This window comes from Rhizobium leguminosarum bv. viciae USDA 2370 (assembly GCF_002008365.1).
GTDB lineage: Bacteria > Pseudomonadota > Alphaproteobacteria > Rhizobiales > Rhizobiaceae > Rhizobium > Rhizobium leguminosarum.
Genome location: NZ_MRDL01000045.1, coordinates 1 through 20,827, shown reverse-complemented (window position 1 = coordinate 20,827; position 20,827 = coordinate 1). Strand labels below are relative to the sequence as shown.

Here is a 20,827-nt window from a genome sequence, read left to right as displayed (position 1 = left end):
TTGCCTCAAACAGCCTCTTGCATCGCGGGGAAAAGATATTAGTATGTGTTACATACAAAATTGATGCCTGTTGCGGGGAGCGGTAGGCATGGGAGGAGAAAATGGCGCATTCCTTTTCCGGGATGGCTTCGTCGGCGGATTGCGGGCTGGTGACGGATGATCCGATCCTTTACCGCGCCGGCGTCGCACCGGACCGTCCGGCTCTGTTCGAAATCGCTACCGACAGGCAGCTCACCTATGCCGAGCTCGATGCGCGGATCGCCTGCTGCGCCGGCTTCCTGAGCGATGTGCTCGGAGTGCGCCGCGATGGGGCGCGTGTCGCCATGCTGGCGCGCAACTCGATGGATTCGATCGTGCTTGCCTTTGCCTGCCAGCGTGCCGGCGCCATCTACGTGCCACTCAACTGGCGCCTCAACGCCGCCGAGCTTCGGCCGATCCTTGCCGATTGCGCGCCGGCTCTGCTCGTTCATGACGAGGAGTTCGCGGCAACGGTGGCCAGCGTTGCGAACGCCGATCCCGAGATGGCGGTGATATCGACGGCAGACGGTTCGGCCGGTCTCGCCGCGGTGATCGAGGCGAGCCTTCCGGCCGCTCCCGTGCCCGCCGATGCCGATGGACCCTGCGTCCTTCTTTACACCTCGGGCACGACGGGACAGCCGAAAGGCGTCGTCATCACCCGCCGCAACGCCTTTTTCGCCGCCATCAATTTTTCCGTGGTCGGCGAGATCGGGCCGAGATCCGTCGCCCTATGCGACCTGCCTTTCTTCCACACGATCGGTCTGATCGCCGTCGCACGAACCACATTGATGCTGGGCGGCACACTCGTCGTCTCCGATCGCTTCACGCCGGCGCGCACACTCGCAGCCCTTGCCGACCGGCAGCGTGCCATCACCCATTATTTCGCCGTGCCGCAGATCGTGCTCGCCTTGCGCAACGACCCTGCCTATAGCGCCGCGGCGCTCGCCGGCCTGCATGCGCTCTTCGTCGGCGGTGCACCGCTGACGCAGGCGCTGATCGAAAGCTATCTCGATGACGGCGTTGCGCTGGTCAACGGTTACGGCATGAGCGAGGCGGGAACGGTGCTGCATATACCGATCGACCGGCGCGCCGTGCAGGATAATCCCGGCAGCGTCGGTCTTCCCGCGCCATTGCTCGACATTCGTATCGTCGGCGAGGACGGCCGCGAGGTTGACGAAGGCGAGATCGGCGAACTCTGGCTGCGCGGGCCGGCGGTGACGCCGGGCTACTGGAACAAGCCTCAGGAAACCGCTGCCGCCTTCGCCGACGGCTGGTACCGCACCGGTGATCTCGGCCGACGCGAAGCGAACGGCTTCTATCGCATCGTCGACCGGCTGAAGGACATGTACATCAGCGGCGGCGAGAATGTTTATCCCGCCGAGGTCGAAGCGGCACTCGCAAGTCATCCCGATATCCTCGACGCCGCGGTCGTCGGCATTCCCGATATCCGATGGGGCGAATGCGGCCTCGCCTATATCGTGCTGCGGCCGGGTGCCGTGGCAACGGGCGATGAGATCGCCGGCCATTGCGCGGCTAGGCTCGCCGCCTTCAAGCGTCCGGCGCGCATCCTCTTCGTCGAGGCCATTCCCCGAACCGCCTCCGGCAAGGTGCAGAAACATGTCCTGCGCCAGTTCCATTCCGACGAAACCCTTCAACGACAGCCCCTGTGAAGCGGCCCCGGCATTCACGCCGAAACCAATGGAGTGACCCTATGACTGAAGACAAATCGCCGGTTCTGGTCGAATTCGATGGCGGCATCGCCTTCGTGACCCTCAATCGTCCGGAAAAGCGCAATGCGATGAATCCGGCCCTGAATATTAGGATGCTCGAGGTGCTCGACGAGCTCGAGGGCGACGAGCGCTGCGGCGTCCTCGTCCTGCGCGGCGCCGGCGAATCCTGGTCGGCCGGCATGGATCTGAAGGAATATTTCCGCGACAATGACGACAAGCCGCGTGACGTCACGCTGAAGGCGCGGCGCCAGTCCGGCAACTGGTGGGGCCGGCTGATGTATTTCGAAAAGCCGACGATCGCCATGGTCAACGGCTGGTGCTTCGGCGGCGCCTTCACGCCGCTGGTTTCCTGCGATCTCGCCATCGCCGCCGAGGAGGCAAATTTCGGCCTCTCCGAGATCAACTGGGGCATTCTGCCGGGCGGCAACGTCACCCGTGCGGTCGCCGAAGTGATGCGCCATCGCGACGCTCTCTATTACATCATGACCGGCGAACTGTTCGGCGGGCGCAAGGCCGCCGAAATGGGTCTCGTCAACGAGGCGGTGCCGCTGGCGGAGTTGGAAATCCGGGTCCGCAAGATCTGCGCCAGCCTGCTCGAAAAGAACCCGGTGACGCTGAAGGCCGCCAAGGACACCTACAAGCGGGTGCGCAACCTGCCATGGGATCTCGCCGACGATTACATCTACGCCAAGCTGGAGCAGATGCTGTTTCTCGACAAGACCAAGGGGCGCGACGAGGGGCTGAAGCAGTTCCTCGACGACAAGACCTATCAGCCGGGGCTCGGCGCCTACAAGCGCGGCCGCTGAGGACGGGCCTGGCATGCCGGGCCGTTCACGAGCCGATCATCGGGAGGAGGAAAGCAATGAAAATTCATGCCGCGGTGGCGCGTGCGCCCCATACGCCGTTTTCGCTGGAAAGGCTCGATTTGGAGGAGCCGCGTGAGGGTGAAATCCTGGTTCGCGTCGTGGCAACAGGGGTTTGCCACACCGATATCGTCATGCGTGACCAGCACTTGCCGGTGCCGCAGCCGGTCGTGCTCGGCCATGAAGGCGCCGGCATCGTCGAGCGTGTCGGGCGGGGCGTTGCCAAGGTCAAGCCCGGTGATCACGTGGTCATGACCTTCAATTCCTGCGGTCATTGCCCGAGCTGCAACGATCACGAGGAGACCTATTGCCACGAATTCTTCCCGCGCAATTTCTTCGGTGCGCGCGCTGACGGTTCGAGCGGGCTCTCATGCGAGGGAGAGCGGGTTCACGGCAATATTTTCGGGCAATCCTCCTTCGCCAGCCACGCCCTGTGCCATGAACGCAATATCGTGAAAGTGCCTGAGGATGCGGATCTGGCACTGCTCGGGCCGCTCGCCTGCGGCATCCAGACCGGCGCCGGCGCGGTGATGAACGCGCTCAAGATCGAACCGGGAAAAGTGCTCGCGGTGTTCGGCATGGGCTCCGTCGGTCTTGCCGCGGTAATGGCGGCGCGGATCGTCGGTGCTTCACGGATCATCGCCGTCGATGTCAACGAGACGCGGCTGGCGCTTGCAGCGGAGCTCGGCGCGACTGATATCGTCAACGGCAGGGCGAGCGACGCGGTTGCCGCGATCATGGCGCTAACCGGCGCCGGCGTCGATTATTCGATCGATGCCTCCGGCGTGCCTGCGGTCATCGACCAGTGCGTGCGTGTGCTGGCGCCGCGCGGCACCTGCGGCATCGTCGGGGCCTCGCCCCATGGCGCGACGCTGACGCTCGAACTCACCCATATCCTGTCCGGCGGGCGCCGGGTCCGCGGCATCGTCGAGGGCGATTCCAATCCGGACGTGCTGATCCCGTTGTTGATCGACCTGCATCGGCAGGGCCGCTTTCCCTTCGACAGGCTCGTCACCTTCTATGATTTTGCCGACATCAACCAGGCGGTGGAGGATTCGGAAAAGGGCATCGTGCTGAAACCGGTCGTGCGCCAGCCGGCCGTCTGACACCGTTCGAGGGAGGAAACAATGAACACCGTCACCCCAATCGCCACCGATACCAGTCCCGATGCGATGAAGGCGCTGCTTGACCGGCAAAGGGCGTCTTTCCTGAGGGAAGGGCCGCCAAGCATTGAGACCCGCATCGATCGCATCGACCGCGTCATCGCCCTTCTCGTCGACCATAAGGATGCGATTGCCGCGGCCCTGTCGGAGGATTTCGGCAGCCGCAGCGTCGAGGCGAGCCTGCTTCTCGACGTCTTCACCTGCGTCGGTTCGCTCAAATATGCCAAGGCCCATCTGGCCGAATGGCTGAAGCCCGAGCAGCACGAGGCATTGTTCCCGGATGCGGTGGCAGAAGTGGTCTATCAGCCGAAAGGGGTTGTCGGGATCCTGAGCCCCTGGAATTTCCCCTATCAGCTCGCCCTTGCGCCGCTCGCCGGCATTCTTGCCGCCGGCAACCGCGCCATGATCAAGCCGTCGGAGGTGACGCCGGCTTCATCAGCCTTCATGGCGGAACTCATCGCCGGCTCTTTCGACGAAACGGAAATATCAGTCGTTCAGGGCGGGCCGGCGACGGGCACGGCCTTTACATCACTTGCCTTCGACCATCTGATCTTCACCGGCGGAACTGCGATCGCCCATCATGTCATGCGCGCGGCGGCGGAAAACCTGACACCGCTGACGCTTGAGCTCGGCGGAAAATCACCCGTCATCGTCGGCCGCGCGGCCGATCTCGCAGACGCGGCGCGGCGCGTCATGACCTTCAAGACGCTGAACGCCGGCCAGATCTGCCTTGCGCCGGACTATGTCTATGTGCCCGAGGAAAGCGTCGAGGCCTTTGCCGGACACGCGGTCGCGGCAGTCGGCGCGATGTATCCGACACTGAAGGAAAATCCTGATTACACCTCGATCGTCAATGCCCGCCATCTCGCCCGCGTCCAGGGCCTGATCGACGATGCCAGGGCCAAGGGTGCTCGTGTCGTCGAGATCAACCCGGCGGCAGAGAATTTCTCCCAGCAATCGGCCCACCGTATACCTCCGACGCTGATCCTCGATCCCACAGAAGACATGCGCGTGCTGCAGGAGGAAATCTTCGGACCCGTGCTGCCGGTCCTTCCCTATCGCGATATCGCCGACGTCATCGACCGTATCAATGCCAGGCCGCGCCCGCTCGCTCTCTACTACTTCAGCCAGGATCAGCAAGAGGAACGCCGCGTCCTCGACAACACGACCTCCGGCGGGGTGACGGTCAACGACTGCATGAGCCACGTCACGGCGGAAGGCCTGCCCTTCGGCGGCGTCGGCCATTCGGGCATGGGAGCCTATCATGGGAAGTTCGGCTTCCTCGCCTTCTCGCACCCGCGCGCCGTCTATCATCAGAGCAGGATGGTCGAAGCGGAATACATGATGCGGCCGCCTTATGGCGAGGCGATGCGCGGCTTCTTGGCGGCGGCGATCTGCAAGTAGAAGAGAAGTGGCGGCGATGCCGTCGGCAGCCTCGGCTGCTGACGGCATGACGCGGGCGCTGTGGGTTCGCGACTGCTTTCACCTCAAGGAATGGCCCGATTGCGCAGACTTATCCGGATAACGCGATATTGCGTCATTGGGCTACGTGTCCTGATGCAGAGGATGCCGTTGTTAAACATGCCTTATGCATCAGGTGCTAGCCGTTGAACGGCAGGCGTAGCGGACATGATGTCTCCTGCCGTCCTGGAGCATGACCTTTAATTCCGGTTTCGCCTATTTCTCATGTGATCAAATCTGGCAGCAGGCCCTGCGTGCCCATACCGCATCGTCGCGGCAGTCGCCGCTTTCCTGTCGCCGTATTGCTGCCGACCGGGCTGGAGACGCATAAGCAAACGAGTATAGCCTGATAGGTCTTCAATTTAACGAAGCTCAAACCAGTGTTGCCCTATGATTGGTTCGGTACATGTATTGGAAGGTGGATCCAACGCAGTGAATGGCATCTGGACGCAATTCGGTGGCAACTTGTCATTCGTGTGCCTGGCGATTTCGCTATGGGCGCATTTCTCGATCCAATTTCAGCGTCGTTCGGCCATACAGGAAAAAATCGCCTTCGGAATCATAGCCGGCGGCGCCTCCATCGGATCCATTTTGCTGGCCGTCGAAGTCAATCCCGGCATCTATATCGACATGCGCTTCTCGCCGCTTGCTTTGGCGGGCATGTTTGGTGGACCGATCGCGGCGGCCTTTGCGGCGTCGCTGGCGATGGCCTTCCGCTTCTGTGTCGGCGGCACGGCAATGGTCGATGGTCTGATCGCAATTGCTGTCGCGACCGGCATCGGCCTGGCTGCCAATTTCTGGATCCGGAAGAGATCTCCCGGGTTCATGGACATTGCACTGCTGAGCCTCGCGCTCGGCGCCGCGCTTGTTGTTTTGATGGCGGTGCTTCCCACTCTGGTGCACGCCCGTGTATTGGCCATCATCGGTCTGCCCATGACCGTTTTGAACTGCCTGGCGACCGTGCTCTGTGGTTTCGTGCTGTTGAAGACACAGCAATGGGACCTGGAGCGAAGCATATTGGTGACCGCGTTTTCGCAGTCGCCCGACTATCTCTACGTGAAGGACCGAAACAGCCGGTTCATCACCGTCAATGAAAATATGATCCGCCTCTATCGTTTCAAGACGACGGCAGAGATGACCGGATTGTCGGATTTCAATCTTCTGTCACGGCCGCTCGCCGAAGAATTGTATTATCTCGAACAGCAGGTCATGGACACTGGCGTGCCTCTGATCGACTCCACCGAGCGCATCGAAGGCAGATACCTGCTCGCCTCCAAGGTGCCGCTGAGGGATAGACAGGGGCGGGTGATCGGCCTTGCCGGGGTAACGCGTGATGTGACGGAGCGTGCTGCTCTGGAGCGGGAACTGCGCGAAAGCAAGAACCTGCTGTCGCATGCGATGGCCGGCATGTCCGATGGTATCGCGATGTACGACAGCAAGGGTTTTCTTGTTTTCTGTAACGAACAGTATCGCACCGCGTTTCCGCTGTCCGGAGACGCCCGCGTGGTTGGCGCGCATATCAGCGACATTCTTCGCCGCGTCGCCGAAACAGGCGAGCGGGCCGGTATTCCGGACAATGACCGCGAAGAGTGGATCAAGGCCGCCAGTGCTACCTTGCACAGCAACAAGGACGAAGAGATTCAACTTCACAACGGCGACTGGCGCAGCATCCGGACAAGGCTTGCGGAAGACGGCACGGCGATGGCCGTTGTCTCGGACATCACTGCGACGAAGCAGGCGGAAATCGCGCTCAGGCTGTCGGCGGAGCAGCTGAAGAATCTGGCCGAGACCGATGGGCTCACCGGCATGGTCAATCGCCGGGCCTTCGACGAAGCTTTCGCCCGTGAGACCGCAGGCAGCGCCAGGAAAAACACGCCGTTCAGCCTTCTGATGGTCGATATCGACCGCTTCAAGGCATATAACGATACCTACGGCCATCCCGCCGGAGACCAATGCCTGCGTGTCGTCAGCAAGTGTCTGCGGCAGTCGGTAAGCCGGCCGGCAGACATCGTCGCTCGCTACGGCGGAGAGGAATTCGTGGTTCTGCTCCCAGCAACCAGTGCGAAAGGGGCAATGATCGTTGCCGAGCAATTCGCACGTCTGCTGAGCCAGGAGAATATCGTTCATTCCGGCAGCGAATTCGGACGGGTGACCGCCAGCATCGGCATATCCTGCGCGACGGGAGCCACCTTGAGGGTCAACCCTAACCGCCTCCTGACCGAGGCCGATGCCGCCCTCTACGACGCAAAGACCCAAGGTCGCAATCGCATCCTGGCACATTCGCCCGACGAACGGCATGCCATGAAGGACGCCGGTTAGATCCTTGATAGGTTTTTCCTATCGAGCCATCGCTCGTGCGCCCTTGATGTTTTCCTCGCTTCGACAATACAGGGCGCATGGACACAAAATTCATTGGTAAGAAATCGGCGGCAGCCGGCGGCTGGGGCGCTTTGAAGAGCTGCGGCAAGCGTTTGCTTCAAAGCGGCATGCCCATTTCAGGCGCGCGGACGATGCTGAAGGCGAACCAGCCGGATGGATTCGATTGCCCGGGCTGCGCCTGGGGCGATCCGGAGCACGGATCGTCGTTCGAGTTCTGCGAGAACGGCGTGAAGGCCGTCGCCTGGGAGGCGACGGAAAAGCGGGCAACGCCCGCCTTCTTCGCTGACAATACGGTATCTGAGCTTCGCCGGCTGACGGACTATGAACTGGAACTCAACGGCCGCCTCACCCATCCGATGCGCTACGATGCGGTGAGCGACCGTTACCTGCCGGTCGCGTGGGAGGATGCCTTTGCCGAGATCGGCAGCATTCTGACGGGCCTCGATAATCCCAATCGGGCGGAATTCTACACGTCGGGCCGGGCGAGCAACGAGGCCGCCTTCCTGTACCAGCTGTTCGTGCGCGTCTACGGCACCAACAATTTTCCCGACTGCTCCAACATGTGCCACGAGGCAAGCGGCATCGCCATGCGCCAGGCGGTCGGCGTGGGCAAGGGCACCGTGCTGCTGGAGGATTTCGAAGAGGCCGACGCGATCTTCGTGATTGGGCAGAACCCGGGCACCAACCATCCACGGATGCTCGGCGACTTGCGCCGGGCGGCGATCCGCGGCGCGCGCGTCGTCGTCTTCAATCCCATCCGCGAACGCGGCCTGGAGCGCTTCTCCGACCCGCAGGACAAGATCGAGATGCTGCGCGGCGGTTCGACCGACATCGCCAGCCTTTATCTCCAGCCGCAACTCGGCGGCGACATGGCTGCGGTGCGCGGGATGGCGAAGGTCGTGCTGGCTGCAGAGGATGCAGCGGTCGCCGCCGGTCTGCCCTCCGTACTCGACCATGCATTTCTCGCCGAACACTGCGCGGGTTTTGCGCAATACAAGGCAGCGGTCGAGGCGACGAACTGGGCTGACATCGAGGACCAATCGGGACTGAGCCGGCAGGAGATCGAGAGGGCGGCCGATGTCTATGTCAACGCCGAGCGGGTCATCTGCACCTGGGCGATGGGTGTAACCCAGCATCTGCATTCCGTGGCGACGATCCGCGAGATCGCCAATTTCATGTTCCTGCGCGGCAATATCGGCCGGCCGGGTGCCGGCCTTTGCCCGGTTCGCGGCCATTCCAACGTGCAGGGTGACCGCACCGTCGGCATCAACGAAAAGCCATCGGAGGATTTCCTCGATGCGCTGGAAAAGCACTTCCGCTTCACCGTTCCCCGCGAACATGGCCACAATGTCCTTGCCGCGATCGGAGCGATGCTCGACGGCTCGGCTGATGCCTTCATCGGGCTTGGCGGCAATTTCGCGCGCGCCACGCCTGACAGCGCACTCGTTGAAAAGGCGCTGCGGCGGCTGAAGCTGACGGTGCACATCGCAACCAAACCCAATCATTCGCATCTCATGCCCGGCGAGACGGCCTTTATCTTGCCGTGCCTCGGGCGCACCGAGATGGATATGAATGCAGCGGGCAACTCACAGCTCGTGAGCGTCGAGGATTCGATGAGCATGGTGCATGGTTCTGCCGGTATCAATCGCCCTGCCTCGCCGCATCTCCTCTCGGAAGTCGCCATCATTGCCGGCATTGCACAGGCGACGGTCGGCTCCGTCGTGGTCGACTGGGCAGAGCTCGCCGACGACTACGACCGCATCCGCGATCACATCGAGGCGACCATTCCCGGCTTCGAAAACTACAATACGCGCCTGCGCAAGCGGCGCGGTTTCCACCTGCGCAACACGGCCGCCCATCGGGAGTGGCATACACCGGCAGGCAAGGCGTCATTTTCTTCGGAGGCGCTTCCGGAGGAGACGGTGCATCAGCGGGCGCGAAAGGGAGAGGGGCGTTTCGCCCTGCAGACGTTCCGATCGCACGATCAATACAATACGACGGTCTATGGTCTCGATGACCGATATCGCGGCGTCTATGGGGAGCGGCAGGTCATCTTCATTCACCCAGCCGACCTGACGGCGATGAATGCCAAGGCCGGCGACCGGGTCGACGTGATCGGCGAGCATGATGACGGCATCGAGCGTGTCGCAGAGGATTTCCGCTTTGTGCCCTATGATATTCCGAGGGGAAGCATAGCGGGATATTATCCCGAGCTGAACGTGCTCGTGCCGCTTGGCAGCGCGGGTAGGGAAAGCGATACGCCCACCTCGAAATCGATCATGGTATCCTTCCGCCGACGAAAAGCCGCGTGAGCGAAGAAGCGTCGGAGGCCGATCGCTTTCTCGCCCTCGTCGCTGCGGCGCAAGGCAGGGATAACAGGCTGACACCCATCCAGGCCGGTCTCCTTGTCGCCGCAGATTTGGGGATTGCCCGTGACAGTCCCACCTTTGCGCGCATGCTGGGGATCGCGCATTCTCTCGTGCTCAGGGAGCTCAACGCCCTGGCGGAACGCGAAGGGATGCTGCAGATCGTGAAGCGGGATCTGAGGACAATGAGAGTGCATTACACATTGCCGCCGCGAGACGAGACGTAAACCCCCATGCGTTATCGCCGCATCACGCGCTTCCTGGTGTCGGAAGGGTATTCTCCGTATGTCGTCTTATAGACTGCGGAAAACCGGCCGAAATGAAAGAAGCCCCATTTGAGGCAGATGGCCTTCATGGTCTCCTTGCTCTCGGGATCGAGCAGATCCTGGCGCGCGGCACGCAGCCGAAGCGTCAGCAGATAGGCAGCGGGAGAGGTTCCTCTGAAGGCACGAAAACCGGTTTCGAGCGCCCGGCTGGATACGCCGGCCGCTTCGGCCACCTTCGGCATTGTGATCGGCTGATCGATATTGGCGTGCATGAATTCGATCGCCCGGCGCACATGTCGCGGGGCGATCAGGGCGGGGCCATTCTCCAGGAAATGCGACAGCCGGTGCGGCACCAGGCGCACAACCAGATCGGCGAGCGCCTGCGTCATATGCGCCATGGCGATCGGCGACTGCAGCAAGGGGCCATCGTCGCGCATGCCTGAGATGATCGTTTCCGTGAGATTGTTGATCAACCGGCCTTCCGGTTTGGACAGATCCAGTTCGGGCAGCAGGTCAAGGGAGCCGCTGAACGGCATCTCGAACGTCTGGCCGATCGTTTGCAGGATGAGAGGCCAGTTGATCAGCAACTCGTCGATGACGTTCGATCGCCCATGCATGATGACGCTATTGGGCTCGAAATTGTTATAAAGAAGCAGTTTTCCTTGCCCGGCCTCGGCGACGCGGGACCCATAGGTTACCCCCATGCCGCCGCTGCGCGGCACGACGATCGACAGGTATTCGGCCGTATCGACGGTCGGCTCGATATTGAACTGAAACTCCGCCTCATGATAACCGGTGAGCAGGACGGCGGTGTCACATACCGAGAAATCCAATCCCCAATGGAAGTCCTGGGCGCGGCCGACAGGCTCGGCATCAAATGCGCCAAAAGCCCCCCCGAGCGTTTCGACCATGTTGTCGAAGGACGAACCGCTAAATCGGAATGAGAATGGCGCAGTGCTATTTTCCGTCATGCTGCTCCCATTGTTCGATGTGACTGTTTCGACATGCTTTTCTCCAGCGCTCGCAGGTGCCAGCGTGACGCGCGGCCGGCGAGAGTGTCGGATTGGTGCACGTACCTCTGCCAGCCTTGCCAGTCGTCATGGATGGTCGTCCTGCGCTGCGGCGCTTCATCAGAGCCTGTAGACGGCATGGATGAGCGGCCTAGGACGTATATTAGACGATTGTTGGATAGAGTGCAGCAGCTTGCAACGGAGCAGGTGGATCTCCGCGTCATACCGGCATCGAGATCAGCGGCTTGTGCCAGCTGATGCAGGCCGAATTCGGGTATGGTAGACGTCAAAAAGACCAACCCGTTGAATGCATTAGTTCCCATCCAGATCAGGAACTGACAGAACCCGCGGCCATTGGCAAGACGTCACGCTGCCGGCGATGATGACAACCCGCTGATAAAACGATTACGCTGAAGGAGCGATTTTACAGCTGTAGCCGATAGAGAGCGCCCCAATTCGCGAGCTGCGCAGTCGCCTGCCGAAGGTTCTTAGTGGACCGCTTAAAGATGGCCTTCGGCAGGCAGACAGGCATGCAAGCATACGCACGGGATGGAGTGCGTATGTATGATCCCTTTCATCCTTTGGGGGTAACGGATGGAAGGGCTTGGTTTTGGGACCGTCAACCATCATGGCCTTGGTCGAGATTGATCTTACTGTTCCTTAGCTATGGAGCAATTGTCAGGCCCCGATATTGTCGGCCAACCGGCTTTTCGTGACGCAGTCTGGACTGACCTTGCGCAAAATGTATAGGCAAGCGCTTCGTGGAAGCCGCGTGTTCCGCGTCATGGCCTGCGCAGAGTGGATAGAGATCTTCAATTTCTCATTTAGCACGAACGATGGGAACTTCGGCATGCTGCCGCCGGGCACGATGCATTCGATTCTTTGAGCTGAGCAATGATTTTCTCACCGAAGGCACAAGCGACGGATCGTTTCTAACACGCCTATATCGACGTCAAGACTATCGGTTTCCGTGACGCTCGCGGGCATTGCTCTGTCTCCGGGGATACGGACTCCCTTGGAGCGCAGCCGTTCCAATTGGGCCTCGGCGCGCTCCGGGAAACCTGTATCCACGGCCGCGGGGAATAGCGCGATCACGGTCATTCCCGCATTCACCGGGTGCTCGCCCGAGAAAAAGTGGCCCGCATCGAGCGACCAGGCGGCCCCGGAAAGACCCGCGGAAAGCATCTCGACGATAAGAGCGATGTTGGCGCCCTTATAGCCGCCGAAGGGCAGGAGGGCGCCGAGCATCGCCTTGACAGGATCGGTGGTGATTGCGCCGGTCTCGTCGATGGCTATGCCGTGCGCAATCGGCGACTGTTCCCTTGCCGCCTCGGCAAGAGTTATGAAGGCCGTCGCACTCGTCGCCTGGTCGATGACGAGGGGCGGCAAGGGTTCCGGCAAAGGCGCGCCGAAAGCGAGCGGATTTGTGCAGTAGACGCGCTCCCCGCCTTCGGCGGCGGCCATCAAAGCCGGTCCGTTGGCGGCGGCGATGGCTATCAACCCGTCCTCAGCGAGGCGCCGGACGTAATATCCCAGTTCCCCGGCGGTATAGCTGTTTCTTTGCGTGAAGACTGAAATGCCGAAGGTTTTCACGCGCTTTACGAAGTCGTCGTAAATCAGGTCAAACCCGAGCTGCGCTATGCCGCCGTCCGCATCGGCGTAAATCAGGGCCGGCAGCACGTGGTCGAAGCGGGGCTTGGCGTCTCCGTTGATCCGCCCGTCGCGCAGGCTGGTGAGATAATCGACGAAATGCGGAAAACCCAGCTCGGTACGACCGAAGCAGGCGGCCGAAAGCGTTGCATCGACGAGCGCCTTCGCCATGGCCGGGCTGCTGCCGCAGGCGAGGCAGGCTTCGAGCGCCAATTGGCGGAGCTCGTCGATCGGCATTCTCATCCTCTGCTTTGCCATCACAGCTCCAATGCGGCTCGTCTACCCTCATAGAAGGCATAGGTGCCTGGCGCGGCGCAGTCTCCGATTTCGACGACATCGCAACCGTGCGAACACAGTTCCTCACCCAGCCAGTTGGCCGCTGCAGAGATGGCGGCATGTTGATTGCGACGCACTTCAGAGGGCGACTGAAAGGGCGCTATCGCGTCGGGGAGCCACCTCCTGCGAGTTCACCATTGCACCCGCGAGCTGGCGGAAGGTGACAAGCCCCAAAGCTTCTCCTGATGGTGAAAGCACCCTGGCATCGTCGTCCGGCGCCGATGCCAACATCCGCACAGCCTCTTCGACGGTCGTACCTGATGCAATCGTCAATCCGCCGGGCGCAGCACCGGAATGCAAGGGTGTCATGACGGCATCGACCTGGATGACCCGGCCTCGATTGACCTCCTTGACGAAGTTGGCGATGTAGGCGTCGGCCGGACGCAGAACGATGTCCTGGCTGGTGCCCTGCTGGATGACTTCGCCATCGCGCAGGATCGCAATCTGATCGCCCAGGCGAAGGGCTTCATCGAGATCGTGGGTGATGAAGACGATGGTTTTCTTGATCTCCCTCTGAATATCGAGAAGGACCGTCTGCATATCCGTGCGGATCAAAGGATCGAGCGCCGAATAGGCCTCGTCCATCAGCAGAACGGGAGCATCGTTCGAGAGGGCTCGGGCCAGCCCGACGCGCTGCTGCATGCCGCCCGATAACTGATTGGGGTATTTGCTCTCGAAACCTTTCAGGCCGACCCGCTCCAGCCAGCGCATGGCGACGTCGGCGGCTTTCGAGCGCTCCATGCCCTGCACTTCGAGGCCGAAGATGGTATTGTCGAGAACATTCCGATGCGGCAGAAGCGCGAACTTCTGAAACACCATTGCCGTCTGGTGCCGGCGAAACGTCCGCAATTCGGTCTCGTTCATTTTCACGACATCGACGCCGTCGACAAGCACTTCGCCAGCGGTCGGATCGATCAGACGATTGATGTGGCGGATGAGCGTCGACTTGCCCGAACCCGAAAGGCCCATGATGACCTGGATGCGGCCCGAGGGTATCTCGACATTGATATCTTTCAGGCCCAGCACGTGGCCGTGCTTTTCGTTGAGCTCGGTCTTCGACAATCCCTTTTTGACGGCATCGACATGAGCGGCAGGGTTGGGACCGAAGATCTTGTAAAGGTGGCGGATCTTGATGCCGCCGAAACGTTGATCAGCCATGGACGATCTCCCGATGCTTCTGGAGCCTCTTGCCATACGCCTGGCTGACCCGGTCGAAGATGATGGCGATGCCGACGATGGCAAGGCCGTTGAAAATACCCAGCGTGAAGTACTGGTTGGCGATGGCCTTCAGAACCGGCTGGCCCAGGCCCTGGACGCCGATCATCGAGGCGACGACCACCATGGCGAGCGCCATCATGATGGTCTGGTTGATGCCGGCCATGATGGTGGGAAGCGCCAACGGCAGCTGGACCTTGAACAGTTTCTGCGAACTCGATGTCCCGAAGGCGTCGGCCGCCTCCAGCACGTCCTTGTCGACCAGGCGGATGCCGAGGTCGGTCAGCCTTATCATCGGCGGTATCGCATAGATGACCACTGCGATCAGTCCCGGCACCTTGCCGATGCCGAGCAGCATGACGACAGGGATGAGATAGACGAAGCTCGGCATCGTCTGCATGACGTCGAGGATCGGATTGATGATGCGCTGCAGCCGGTCGGAACGCGCCATCAAGATCCCCATCGGGATACCGATGGCAATGGAGAGCACGGTACAGACGAAGATCATCGAGACCGTCCGCATCGTATCGTCCCACATGTCGAAATAGCCGATCAGCAGCAGCGTGACGAGACAGCCGAAGACGATCTTCAGGCTGCGGCTCGCAAACCATGCGATGACAAGGATGATTGCAGTAATGATCGGCCACGGCGTCTGCGTCATGAAGCGGTCGGCGGCGATGAGGAAATGCTGCAGCGGGGAGAAGAGGCTTTCGATTGCGTCGCCATAGGTGCGGGTAAATGTGCGAAAGCCGTCATCGATCGCCTTCTTCAGATTGCGAAGGGCGTCGTCATCCATATGCGGGAATTTGTAAAACCATTCCATTCGGTTCCCCTTTTTCTTCAAAGAGCCGCGGCAGTCTTTTTGATTTTATCGGCAGCGAGAGGCGGTGCGCTTTAGGCGCACCGCAATAGTCGGTCTTAAAGAGCAGCTTCGATCTTCGCAGCTGCCTCAGGCGAGACCCACTTGGTCCACAGGTCCTTGTTTTCTTTCAGGAAGTGCTTGGCACCATCCTCGCCGGTTGCCTGGTTGTCGGTCATCCACGCCATCAGCTTGTTGACCGTCTCATTGCTCCAGGAGCGCTTCGTCAGGTAGTCCATGACCTCAGGCCCGACCTTTTCCGAAAAAGGCTTGGCAACCAGGGTCACCACGTGATCGACCGGCCATGCATTCGGCTTCGGATCGGGGCAATCGGCGACGGTATTGCAGCGCTTCCATTCGGCAGCGTCGTTCGGCACGCCGGCTTCCAGCTTGACCATCTGATACTTGCCGAGCAGCGCGGTTGGTGCCCAGTAATAGCCGGCCCAGCCTTCCTTGCGTTCGTAGGCCTTGGCGATCGAACCGTCGAGGCCGGCAGCTGAACCGGTGTCGACGAGGGTGAAGCCTGCCTTCTCGGCTTCGAAGGCCTTGTAGAGCTGCGTGGTCACCACGGTGCCGCCCCAGCCCTGCGGCCCGTTGTAGATGGCGCCCTTCTTCGAATCCTCAGGATCGGGGAAGAGTTCCGGATGCTTCAGCACATCACCGATGGTCTTGATATCGGGATGGGCGTCGGCCAGATATTTGGGAATCCACCAGCCCTGTACGCCGCCATCGGGCAGCGGAGAGCCGACCTGGACGATCCGGCCTTCATCCGTCCCCTTCTTGACGACATCCGGCAGCAGGTCGATCCAGGCTTCCGGCGCGATGTCCGGCTGGCCCTTTTCGGCCATCGAGGTAATCGTCGGGACGGTATCGCCGACGGTGATTTCGGCGGCGCAGCCATAACCTTCGTTCAGGATGAGCTTGTCGAGGTTAGAGAGAACCTCCGCACTCTGCCAGTTCATGCTGGCAATGGTCACAGTGCCGCATTCGGCGGCGCTGGCGAAAGACGCCCCGCCCATCAGGCCAAACGTCAGACATGTCGATGCGAGTAGTTTTTTCATTCTCGTTCCCTCTGTTTAGCGGCCAGTTTTGCTGAGCGGGGCGCCGCAGGACCCGCTCCAACGGTTGTCAGGAAGCGTCTCCCATACTCACCGATTTCTTGAATGCTGCCGATAGTCCCTCCGCAACCGAAGCGTCGAACCCGGCCGCGCGCATGCCTTCGATGGCCGCCGCCGTGGTTCCGCGATAGCCGACAAAGGTTTGAACAACCTCATCGGGACATTCGTCGCGGCGCTCCAGCAGGCGACCGGCGCCTGTCATCACCGTGTTGACGGCGCGCCGCGCAATCTCCGCCGGCAGGCCATGGGCGACGGCATCGCTCATCATGGCGGCGGCGAGCAATGCCGGGAAAGCCGGTCCGGACCCGGACAGGCCGGTGAGGTAATCGATGTCGCTTTTCCTTGCGACCTCGTCCTCAGATCCGCATGCCTGAAAAATCGCGCGGACGAGCGCCCGGTCGTCTTCGGTGACATCGCTCGCGCCAATCCAGGGTGTATAGGACTTGGCCAATTCGGCGGCGGCATTCGGCAGGGCGCGGACGACGCGACCGGTGTTGTGGCGGTCCGAAAGTGCGTCCAGGCGGATGCCCGCCATGACTGAGATGACGAGCTTGCCGCCGGCATCGACATCAAGAGCATGCCAGTCATCAGGGCGGACGGAAAGAATGATCACGTCCGAACGGTCGGCAAGCGCCTGATTGTCGGTGGTCAAGAAAGAATTCGGGAAGCGGCGCGGCTCTTCGCTGCGATAGGAGAGGGAGAGTTTTTGAGGTTCGACCAGGCCGGCATCGAGGATCGAGCCGGCGATTGCTCCGCCAAGCCAACCGCCGCCACCAATTATACCGATCCTCAAGGAAACGCTCATCTCGGCTTTCCCTAACCCGGCCTATAGCCATGCCGGGAGAAGAAGCGATCGAGCTCCCTCTGCTGCGGCACTTCGCCGGTGTAGATCGCGATATATTCGGGAATCCGTTTCATGCGGACGGCGAGTTCCTCCTTAGCTTGCATGGAGATATATCCGATCTGCACGAGGTAAGTTGTTCGCGCTCGGACATCTGATGTCGCTTCTGGTAGCCCGAACCGGATAAACATGCGCTTGAGGGCTTCCAGCCGGAGCTGATCGGCTTGCCGGACCTCGGCGAGAATCTCGTCGGACTGCAGCGCCCAGCTGCGCACGGCAAATTCGAACCTGGCGTCGAACAGATCATTGTTGAGCCAGCAGTCGAAGACGTTGAGCATCGCCTCGGCGAGCGATTCCGCGTAGGCTTCGGATTGCTTGACGATGTTGCCGGTATTTTTGTCGCGCCACCGCGCCACGAGCCCGGCCAACAGCTCCTCCCGATCCTTGAAGAACCAGTAGAAGCTCGTGCGCGAGAGATTGAGCCTCTTCGCCAGCGGCAGAATTTTCACCGAATCCACGCCGGAATCCAGCAGCGAGTGGTAAGCTGCTTCCAGCCATCCCTCTTGTGATCCCCGCCAGCCAGTGTCGTTCAGAGCCTGATCCATAAGCTATCTCCTATCAAATTATACGGCAGCGCACAAGGAAAATGTACATTGGTGTCGAAAATGACGACCCAGATGTTTTCAACATTGACACATATGTACATTGTGCTTAGCGTCGGCTCTGACGTTTTTAATCCGGAACCACGGCCCATGTCGAACGATCCCCTTCTGCAGCCCTACCAGCTCAAGCATTTGAAACTGCGCAACCGCATCATCGTCACCTCCCACGAGCCGGCCTATCCGGAAGACGGCATGCCGAAGGAGAGGTATCGCGCCTATACGGTGGAGCGGGCAAAGGGCGGCGTGGCCTTGACGATGACGGCCGGCTCGGCCGCGGTTTCCAGGGACAGCCCGCCGGTCTTCAACAACCTGCTCGCCTACAAGGACGAGATCGTGCCCTGGATCAGGGAGATGACCGACGCCGTGCATGAAGAGGGAGCGGCGATCATGATCCAGCTCACCCATCTCGGCCGGCGCACACGCTGGGACAAGGGCGACTGGCTGCCTGTGGTGGCGCCATCGCATCAGCGCGAAGCGTCCCACCGGGCCTTCCCGAAGAAGGTGGAAGATTGGGACATCGAGCGCATCATCAAGGATTTCGCCGACGCTGCCGAACGCATGAAGGCGGGTGGCATGGACGGTGTCGAACTGGAGGCCTACGGCCATCTGATCGACCAGTTCACCTCGCCGCTCACCAACGAGCTCGACGGCCCCTATGGCGGATCGCTCGATAACCGTTTGCGCTTCTGTTTCGACGTCTTCAGGGCAATCCGGCAAAGAGTGGGGAACGACTTCATTCTAGGCGTGCGCTATACCGCCGACGAATGTCTTCCCGGCGGTACCGGCAAAGCCGAAGGCTTGGAAATCTCCCGGCGCCTGAAGGAAAGCGGCCTCATCGATTACCTGAACGTCATTCGCGGCCACATCGATACCGATGCGGGCCTCACCGACGTGATCCCGATCCAGGGCATGGCGAATTCGCCGCATCTCGATTTCGCCGGCGAAATTCGCGCCGCAACCAACTTTCCGACCTTCCATGCGGCGAAAATCCCTGACGTCGCCACCGCGCGCTACGCGATCGCCTCCGGCAAGGTCGACATGGTCGGCATGACCCGCGCCCACATGACCGACCCGCATATCGTCCGCAAGATCATCGAAAAGCGGGAAGACGATATTCGTCCCTGTGTCGGCGCCAATTACTGTCTCGATCGTATCTACCAGGGCGGGGCGGCCTTCTGCATCCACAATGCCGCCACCGGCCGCGAACTGACCATGCCGCATATCGTGGCGAAGGCCGACGCCAAGAAAAAGGTCGTCATCGTCGGCGCCGGCCCGGCCGGTCTGGAAGCGGCGCGCGTCGCCGGAGAACGCGGCCACCAGGTCGTCGTTTTCGAAGCGGCGAACAATCCCGGCGGTCAGATCCGGCTCACCGCTCAAAGCGAGCGCCGCAAGGAAATGATCAGCATCATCGACTGGCGCATGAGCCAGTGCGAGAAATACGACGTCACCTTCCACTTCAACACCTGGGCGGAAGCGGACACCATCGAGGCCGAGAATCCCGATGTCGTCATCATCGCAACCGGCGGCCTGCCGCATACCGAGGTCCTGGCGAGCGGCAACGAGCTGGTGGTTTCGTCATGGGACATCATCTCCGGCGACGTGAAGCCTGGAACCAACGTGTTGATCTTCGACGACGCCGGCGATCATGCCGGCCTGCAGGCGGCGGAGTTTCTCGCCAAGGCAGGCGCCAAGGTCGAGATCATGACGCCGGACCGGTCCTTCGCGCCCGAGGTCATGGCCATGAATCTCGTGCCCTATATGCGGTCTCTGCAGAAGCATGACGTGACCTTCACCGTCACCTACCGTCTGGAAGCCGTCGAAAAGAGCGGCAACCAGCTCGTCGCCCATGTCGGCAGCGATTACGGCGGGATTGCCAAGCAGCAGAGCTTCGACCAGATCGTCGTCAATCATGGGACCATTCCGCTCGATGAACTCTATTTCGAACTGAAACCCAGCTCGAGCAATCTCGGCGAAATGTCGCACGATCAGCTTCTTTCCGGAGAACCTCAGTCCGTGATCCGCAATCCTGATGGCAAGTTCCAGCTGTTCCGGATCGGCGATGCCGTTGCCGCACGCAACACGCATGCAGCCGTCTATGACGGGTTGCGCATCGCGAAAGATATCTGATTGCAAGAGTGGGCCGCTTGTCGGCCGATCGTCTCGGGAGGTGATGTCATGAGTTTACGCAATGAAAGCCTCCAGATTTTCCTGGATGCAATTTTTGTGGCTTTCGACCAGTTCACGAATACCCCGGAGGCTCGCCGCTCGATTCGTCAGATTTCTGCTGCGCTGGAGCGCCCGGGAACGGCGCGTGCGGGGGAGGGAGGCCGATTGCCTGTGTGCGCTCTCCTTGATGTGGCGCTTTCCGTCGATACGTCCTATCCTTCGCTGACGCGTTTGATCGAGGGGTTCAAAGGCATCGAGCCAATGCTTGAATGGCATCGGCGCACCAAGTATGACCACACGGCCAGCGACAATTTTGTCGATGGGCATGCCAATGCGATGATTATCGGCCCGGGAGGATTGGAGGAGCGGAGCGACCTGTGGATCGGCGTGACGTTGATGGCGCCTCACGTGCGCTATCCCGATCACGACCATGCGCCTGAGGAAGTCTATCTCGTGCTTTCCGAGGGAGAGTTCCAGCAGGGGGAAGGGGACTGGTTTTCGCCAGGTATCGGCGGATCCTTCTATAATGTCCCTGGCATCAAACATGCCATGAGGTCGCTTGACACGCCGTTCTTCGCCTTCTGGGCATTGCTTGCCGAACGGCCGAACTGACGGCCAGCAGTTTAGAAATAAAGGGGGGTTGCCCATGAAGATACTCGTCCCAGTCAAACGGGTTGTCGACTACAACGTGAAGATCCGGGTGAAGCCGGATGGCACGGGTGTC

At 60.9% G+C, this 20,827-nt stretch carries 16 protein-coding genes and 1 pseudogene; 10 read left to right on the top strand and 7 right to left on the bottom strand.

Going from position 1 to position 20,827, the window contains the following annotated elements; genetic code table 11:
- The first annotated feature begins 101 nt into the window (after positions 1-101).
- The 7 genes from BS629_RS21830 (at position 102) to BS629_RS21800 (ending at position 10,207) form a co-directional block, all read left to right on the top strand.
- Positions 102-1,688 carry an AMP-binding protein gene (locus tag BS629_RS21830; RefSeq protein WP_018246053.1) on the top strand — a complete coding sequence of 529 codons (1,587 nt, stop codon included), beginning with the start codon at positions 102-104 and terminating at the stop codon, positions 1,686-1,688.
- 41 nt (positions 1,689-1,729) lie between these two features.
- On the top strand, positions 1,730-2,554 hold the full coding sequence (locus BS629_RS21825; protein ID WP_018246052.1) for a p-hydroxycinnamoyl CoA hydratase/lyase: 825 nt from the start codon (positions 1,730-1,732) through the stop codon (positions 2,552-2,554).
- A 56-nt stretch (positions 2,555-2,610) separates the two neighbouring features.
- Entirely contained in the window at positions 2,611-3,717 is a 1,107-nt protein-coding gene (locus BS629_RS21820) for an NAD(P)-dependent alcohol dehydrogenase (RefSeq protein WP_077988500.1), read from the top strand.
- A 21-nt stretch (positions 3,718-3,738) separates the two neighbouring features.
- Positions 3,739-5,178: a coniferyl aldehyde dehydrogenase gene (locus BS629_RS21815; RefSeq protein WP_018246050.1), complete on the top strand. Its 1,440-nt coding sequence runs from the start codon at positions 3,739-3,741 to the stop codon at positions 5,176-5,178.
- A gap of 447 nt (positions 5,179-5,625) precedes the next feature.
- Positions 5,626-7,554, top strand: coding sequence for a diguanylate cyclase (locus BS629_RS21810; RefSeq protein ID WP_018246049.1), 1,929 nt, complete (start codon positions 5,626-5,628; stop codon positions 7,552-7,554).
- 77 nt (positions 7,555-7,631) lie between these two features.
- A complete protein-coding gene (locus tag BS629_RS21805; protein WP_077988499.1) occupies positions 7,632-9,926 on the top strand; it encodes an FdhF/YdeP family oxidoreductase in 2,295 nt (764 codons plus the stop codon).
- A complete protein-coding gene (locus tag BS629_RS21800; RefSeq protein WP_077988498.1) occupies positions 9,923-10,207 on the top strand; it encodes a hypothetical protein in 285 nt (94 codons plus the stop codon). The genes BS629_RS21805 and BS629_RS21800 overlap by 4 nt, the downstream gene beginning before the upstream one ends.
- Positions 10,208-10,218: 11 nt before the next feature.
- Here the strand turns inward: BS629_RS21800 and BS629_RS21795 are convergent, their stop codons facing one another.
- From BS629_RS21795 to BS629_RS21755, 7 genes are all read right to left on the bottom strand, one after another.
- Complete coding sequence (locus BS629_RS21795; protein WP_018246046.1) at positions 10,219-11,217, bottom strand: AraC family transcriptional regulator; 999 nt, start codon at positions 11,215-11,217, stop codon at positions 10,219-10,221.
- A 942-nt stretch (positions 11,218-12,159) separates the two neighbouring features.
- The gene (locus tag BS629_RS21780; RefSeq protein ID WP_018246044.1) at positions 12,160-13,164 is read right to left on the bottom strand and encodes an Ldh family oxidoreductase; all 1,005 of its coding nucleotides are present in this window, start codon (positions 13,162-13,164) and stop codon (positions 12,160-12,162) included.
- 156 nt (positions 13,165-13,320) lie between these two features.
- Complete coding sequence (locus tag BS629_RS21775; RefSeq protein ID WP_018246043.1) at positions 13,321-14,400, bottom strand: quaternary amine ABC transporter ATP-binding protein; 1,080 nt, start codon at positions 14,398-14,400, stop codon at positions 13,321-13,323.
- Positions 14,393-15,280: an ABC transporter permease gene (locus BS629_RS21770; RefSeq protein WP_018246042.1), complete on the bottom strand. Its 888-nt coding sequence runs from the start codon at positions 15,278-15,280 to the stop codon at positions 14,393-14,395. The genes BS629_RS21775 and BS629_RS21770 overlap by 8 nt, the downstream gene beginning before the upstream one ends.
- Positions 15,281-15,375: 95 nt before the next feature.
- Positions 15,376-16,377: an ABC transporter substrate-binding protein gene (locus tag BS629_RS21765; RefSeq protein WP_018246041.1), complete on the bottom strand. Its 1,002-nt coding sequence runs from the start codon at positions 16,375-16,377 to the stop codon at positions 15,376-15,378.
- Positions 16,378-16,444: 67 nt separating this feature from the next.
- Entirely contained in the window at positions 16,445-17,239 is a 795-nt protein-coding gene (locus BS629_RS21760; protein WP_018246040.1) for a pyrroline-5-carboxylate reductase family protein, read from the bottom strand.
- Between the two features lie 11 nt (positions 17,240-17,250).
- Positions 17,251-17,880, bottom strand: coding sequence for a TetR/AcrR family transcriptional regulator (locus BS629_RS21755; RefSeq protein ID WP_018246039.1), 630 nt, complete (start codon positions 17,878-17,880; stop codon positions 17,251-17,253).
- 147 nt (positions 17,881-18,027) lie between these two features.
- On the opposite strand from BS629_RS21755, the gene BS629_RS21750 reads away from it, so the two are divergent.
- The 3 genes and pseudogenes from BS629_RS21750 to BS629_RS38500 form a co-directional block, all read left to right on the top strand.
- The gene (locus tag BS629_RS21750) at positions 18,028-20,064 is read left to right on the top strand and encodes an NADH:flavin oxidoreductase (protein WP_018246038.1); all 2,037 of its coding nucleotides are present in this window, start codon (positions 18,028-18,030) and stop codon (positions 20,062-20,064) included.
- A gap of 48 nt (positions 20,065-20,112) precedes the next feature.
- Positions 20,113-20,715, top strand: a complete 603-nt coding sequence (locus BS629_RS21745; RefSeq protein WP_018246037.1) for a dimethylsulfoniopropionate lyase — start codon at positions 20,113-20,115, stop codon at positions 20,713-20,715.
- 34 nt (positions 20,716-20,749) lie between these two features.
- A pseudogene (locus tag BS629_RS38500) lies at positions 20,750-20,827 on the top strand (electron transfer flavoprotein subunit beta/FixA family protein); the annotation flags it as partial.

Bases quoted from the DNA above. Each gene is read 5' to 3' on its own strand.
- BS629_RS21830 (WP_018246053.1), top strand. From the start codon at position 102: ATGGCGCATTCCTTTTCCGGGATGGCTTCGTCGGCGGATTGCGGGCTG.
- BS629_RS21825 (WP_018246052.1), top strand. From the start codon at position 1,730: ATGACTGAAGACAAATCGCCGGTTCTGGTCGAATTCGATGGCGGCATC.
- BS629_RS21820 (WP_077988500.1), top strand. From the start codon at position 2,611: ATGAAAATTCATGCCGCGGTGGCGCGTGCGCCCCATACGCCGTTTTCG.
- BS629_RS21815 (WP_018246050.1), top strand. From the start codon at position 3,739: ATGAACACCGTCACCCCAATCGCCACCGATACCAGTCCCGATGCGATG.
- BS629_RS21810 (WP_018246049.1), top strand. From the start codon at position 5,626: ATGATTGGTTCGGTACATGTATTGGAAGGTGGATCCAACGCAGTGAAT.
- BS629_RS21805 (WP_077988499.1), top strand. From the start codon at position 7,632: ATGGACACAAAATTCATTGGTAAGAAATCGGCGGCAGCCGGCGGCTGG.
- BS629_RS21795 (WP_018246046.1), bottom strand. From the start codon at position 11,217: ATGACGGAAAATAGCACTGCGCCATTCTCATTCCGATTTAGCGGTTCG.
- BS629_RS21780 (WP_018246044.1), bottom strand. From the start codon at position 13,164: ATGGCAAAGCAGAGGATGAGAATGCCGATCGACGAGCTCCGCCAATTG.
- BS629_RS21775 (WP_018246043.1), bottom strand. From the start codon at position 14,400: ATGGCTGATCAACGTTTCGGCGGCATCAAGATCCGCCACCTTTACAAG.
- BS629_RS21770 (WP_018246042.1), bottom strand. From the start codon at position 15,280: ATGGAATGGTTTTACAAATTCCCGCATATGGATGACGACGCCCTTCGC.
- BS629_RS21765 (WP_018246041.1), bottom strand. From the start codon at position 16,377: ATGAAAAAACTACTCGCATCGACATGTCTGACGTTTGGCCTGATGGGC.
- BS629_RS21760 (WP_018246040.1), bottom strand. From the start codon at position 17,239: ATGAGCGTTTCCTTGAGGATCGGTATAATTGGTGGCGGCGGTTGGCTT.
- BS629_RS21755 (WP_018246039.1), bottom strand. From the start codon at position 17,880: ATGGATCAGGCTCTGAACGACACTGGCTGGCGGGGATCACAAGAGGGA.
- BS629_RS21750 (WP_018246038.1), top strand. From the start codon at position 18,028: ATGTCGAACGATCCCCTTCTGCAGCCCTACCAGCTCAAGCATTTGAAA.
- BS629_RS21745 (WP_018246037.1), top strand. From the start codon at position 20,113: ATGAGTTTACGCAATGAAAGCCTCCAGATTTTCCTGGATGCAATTTTT.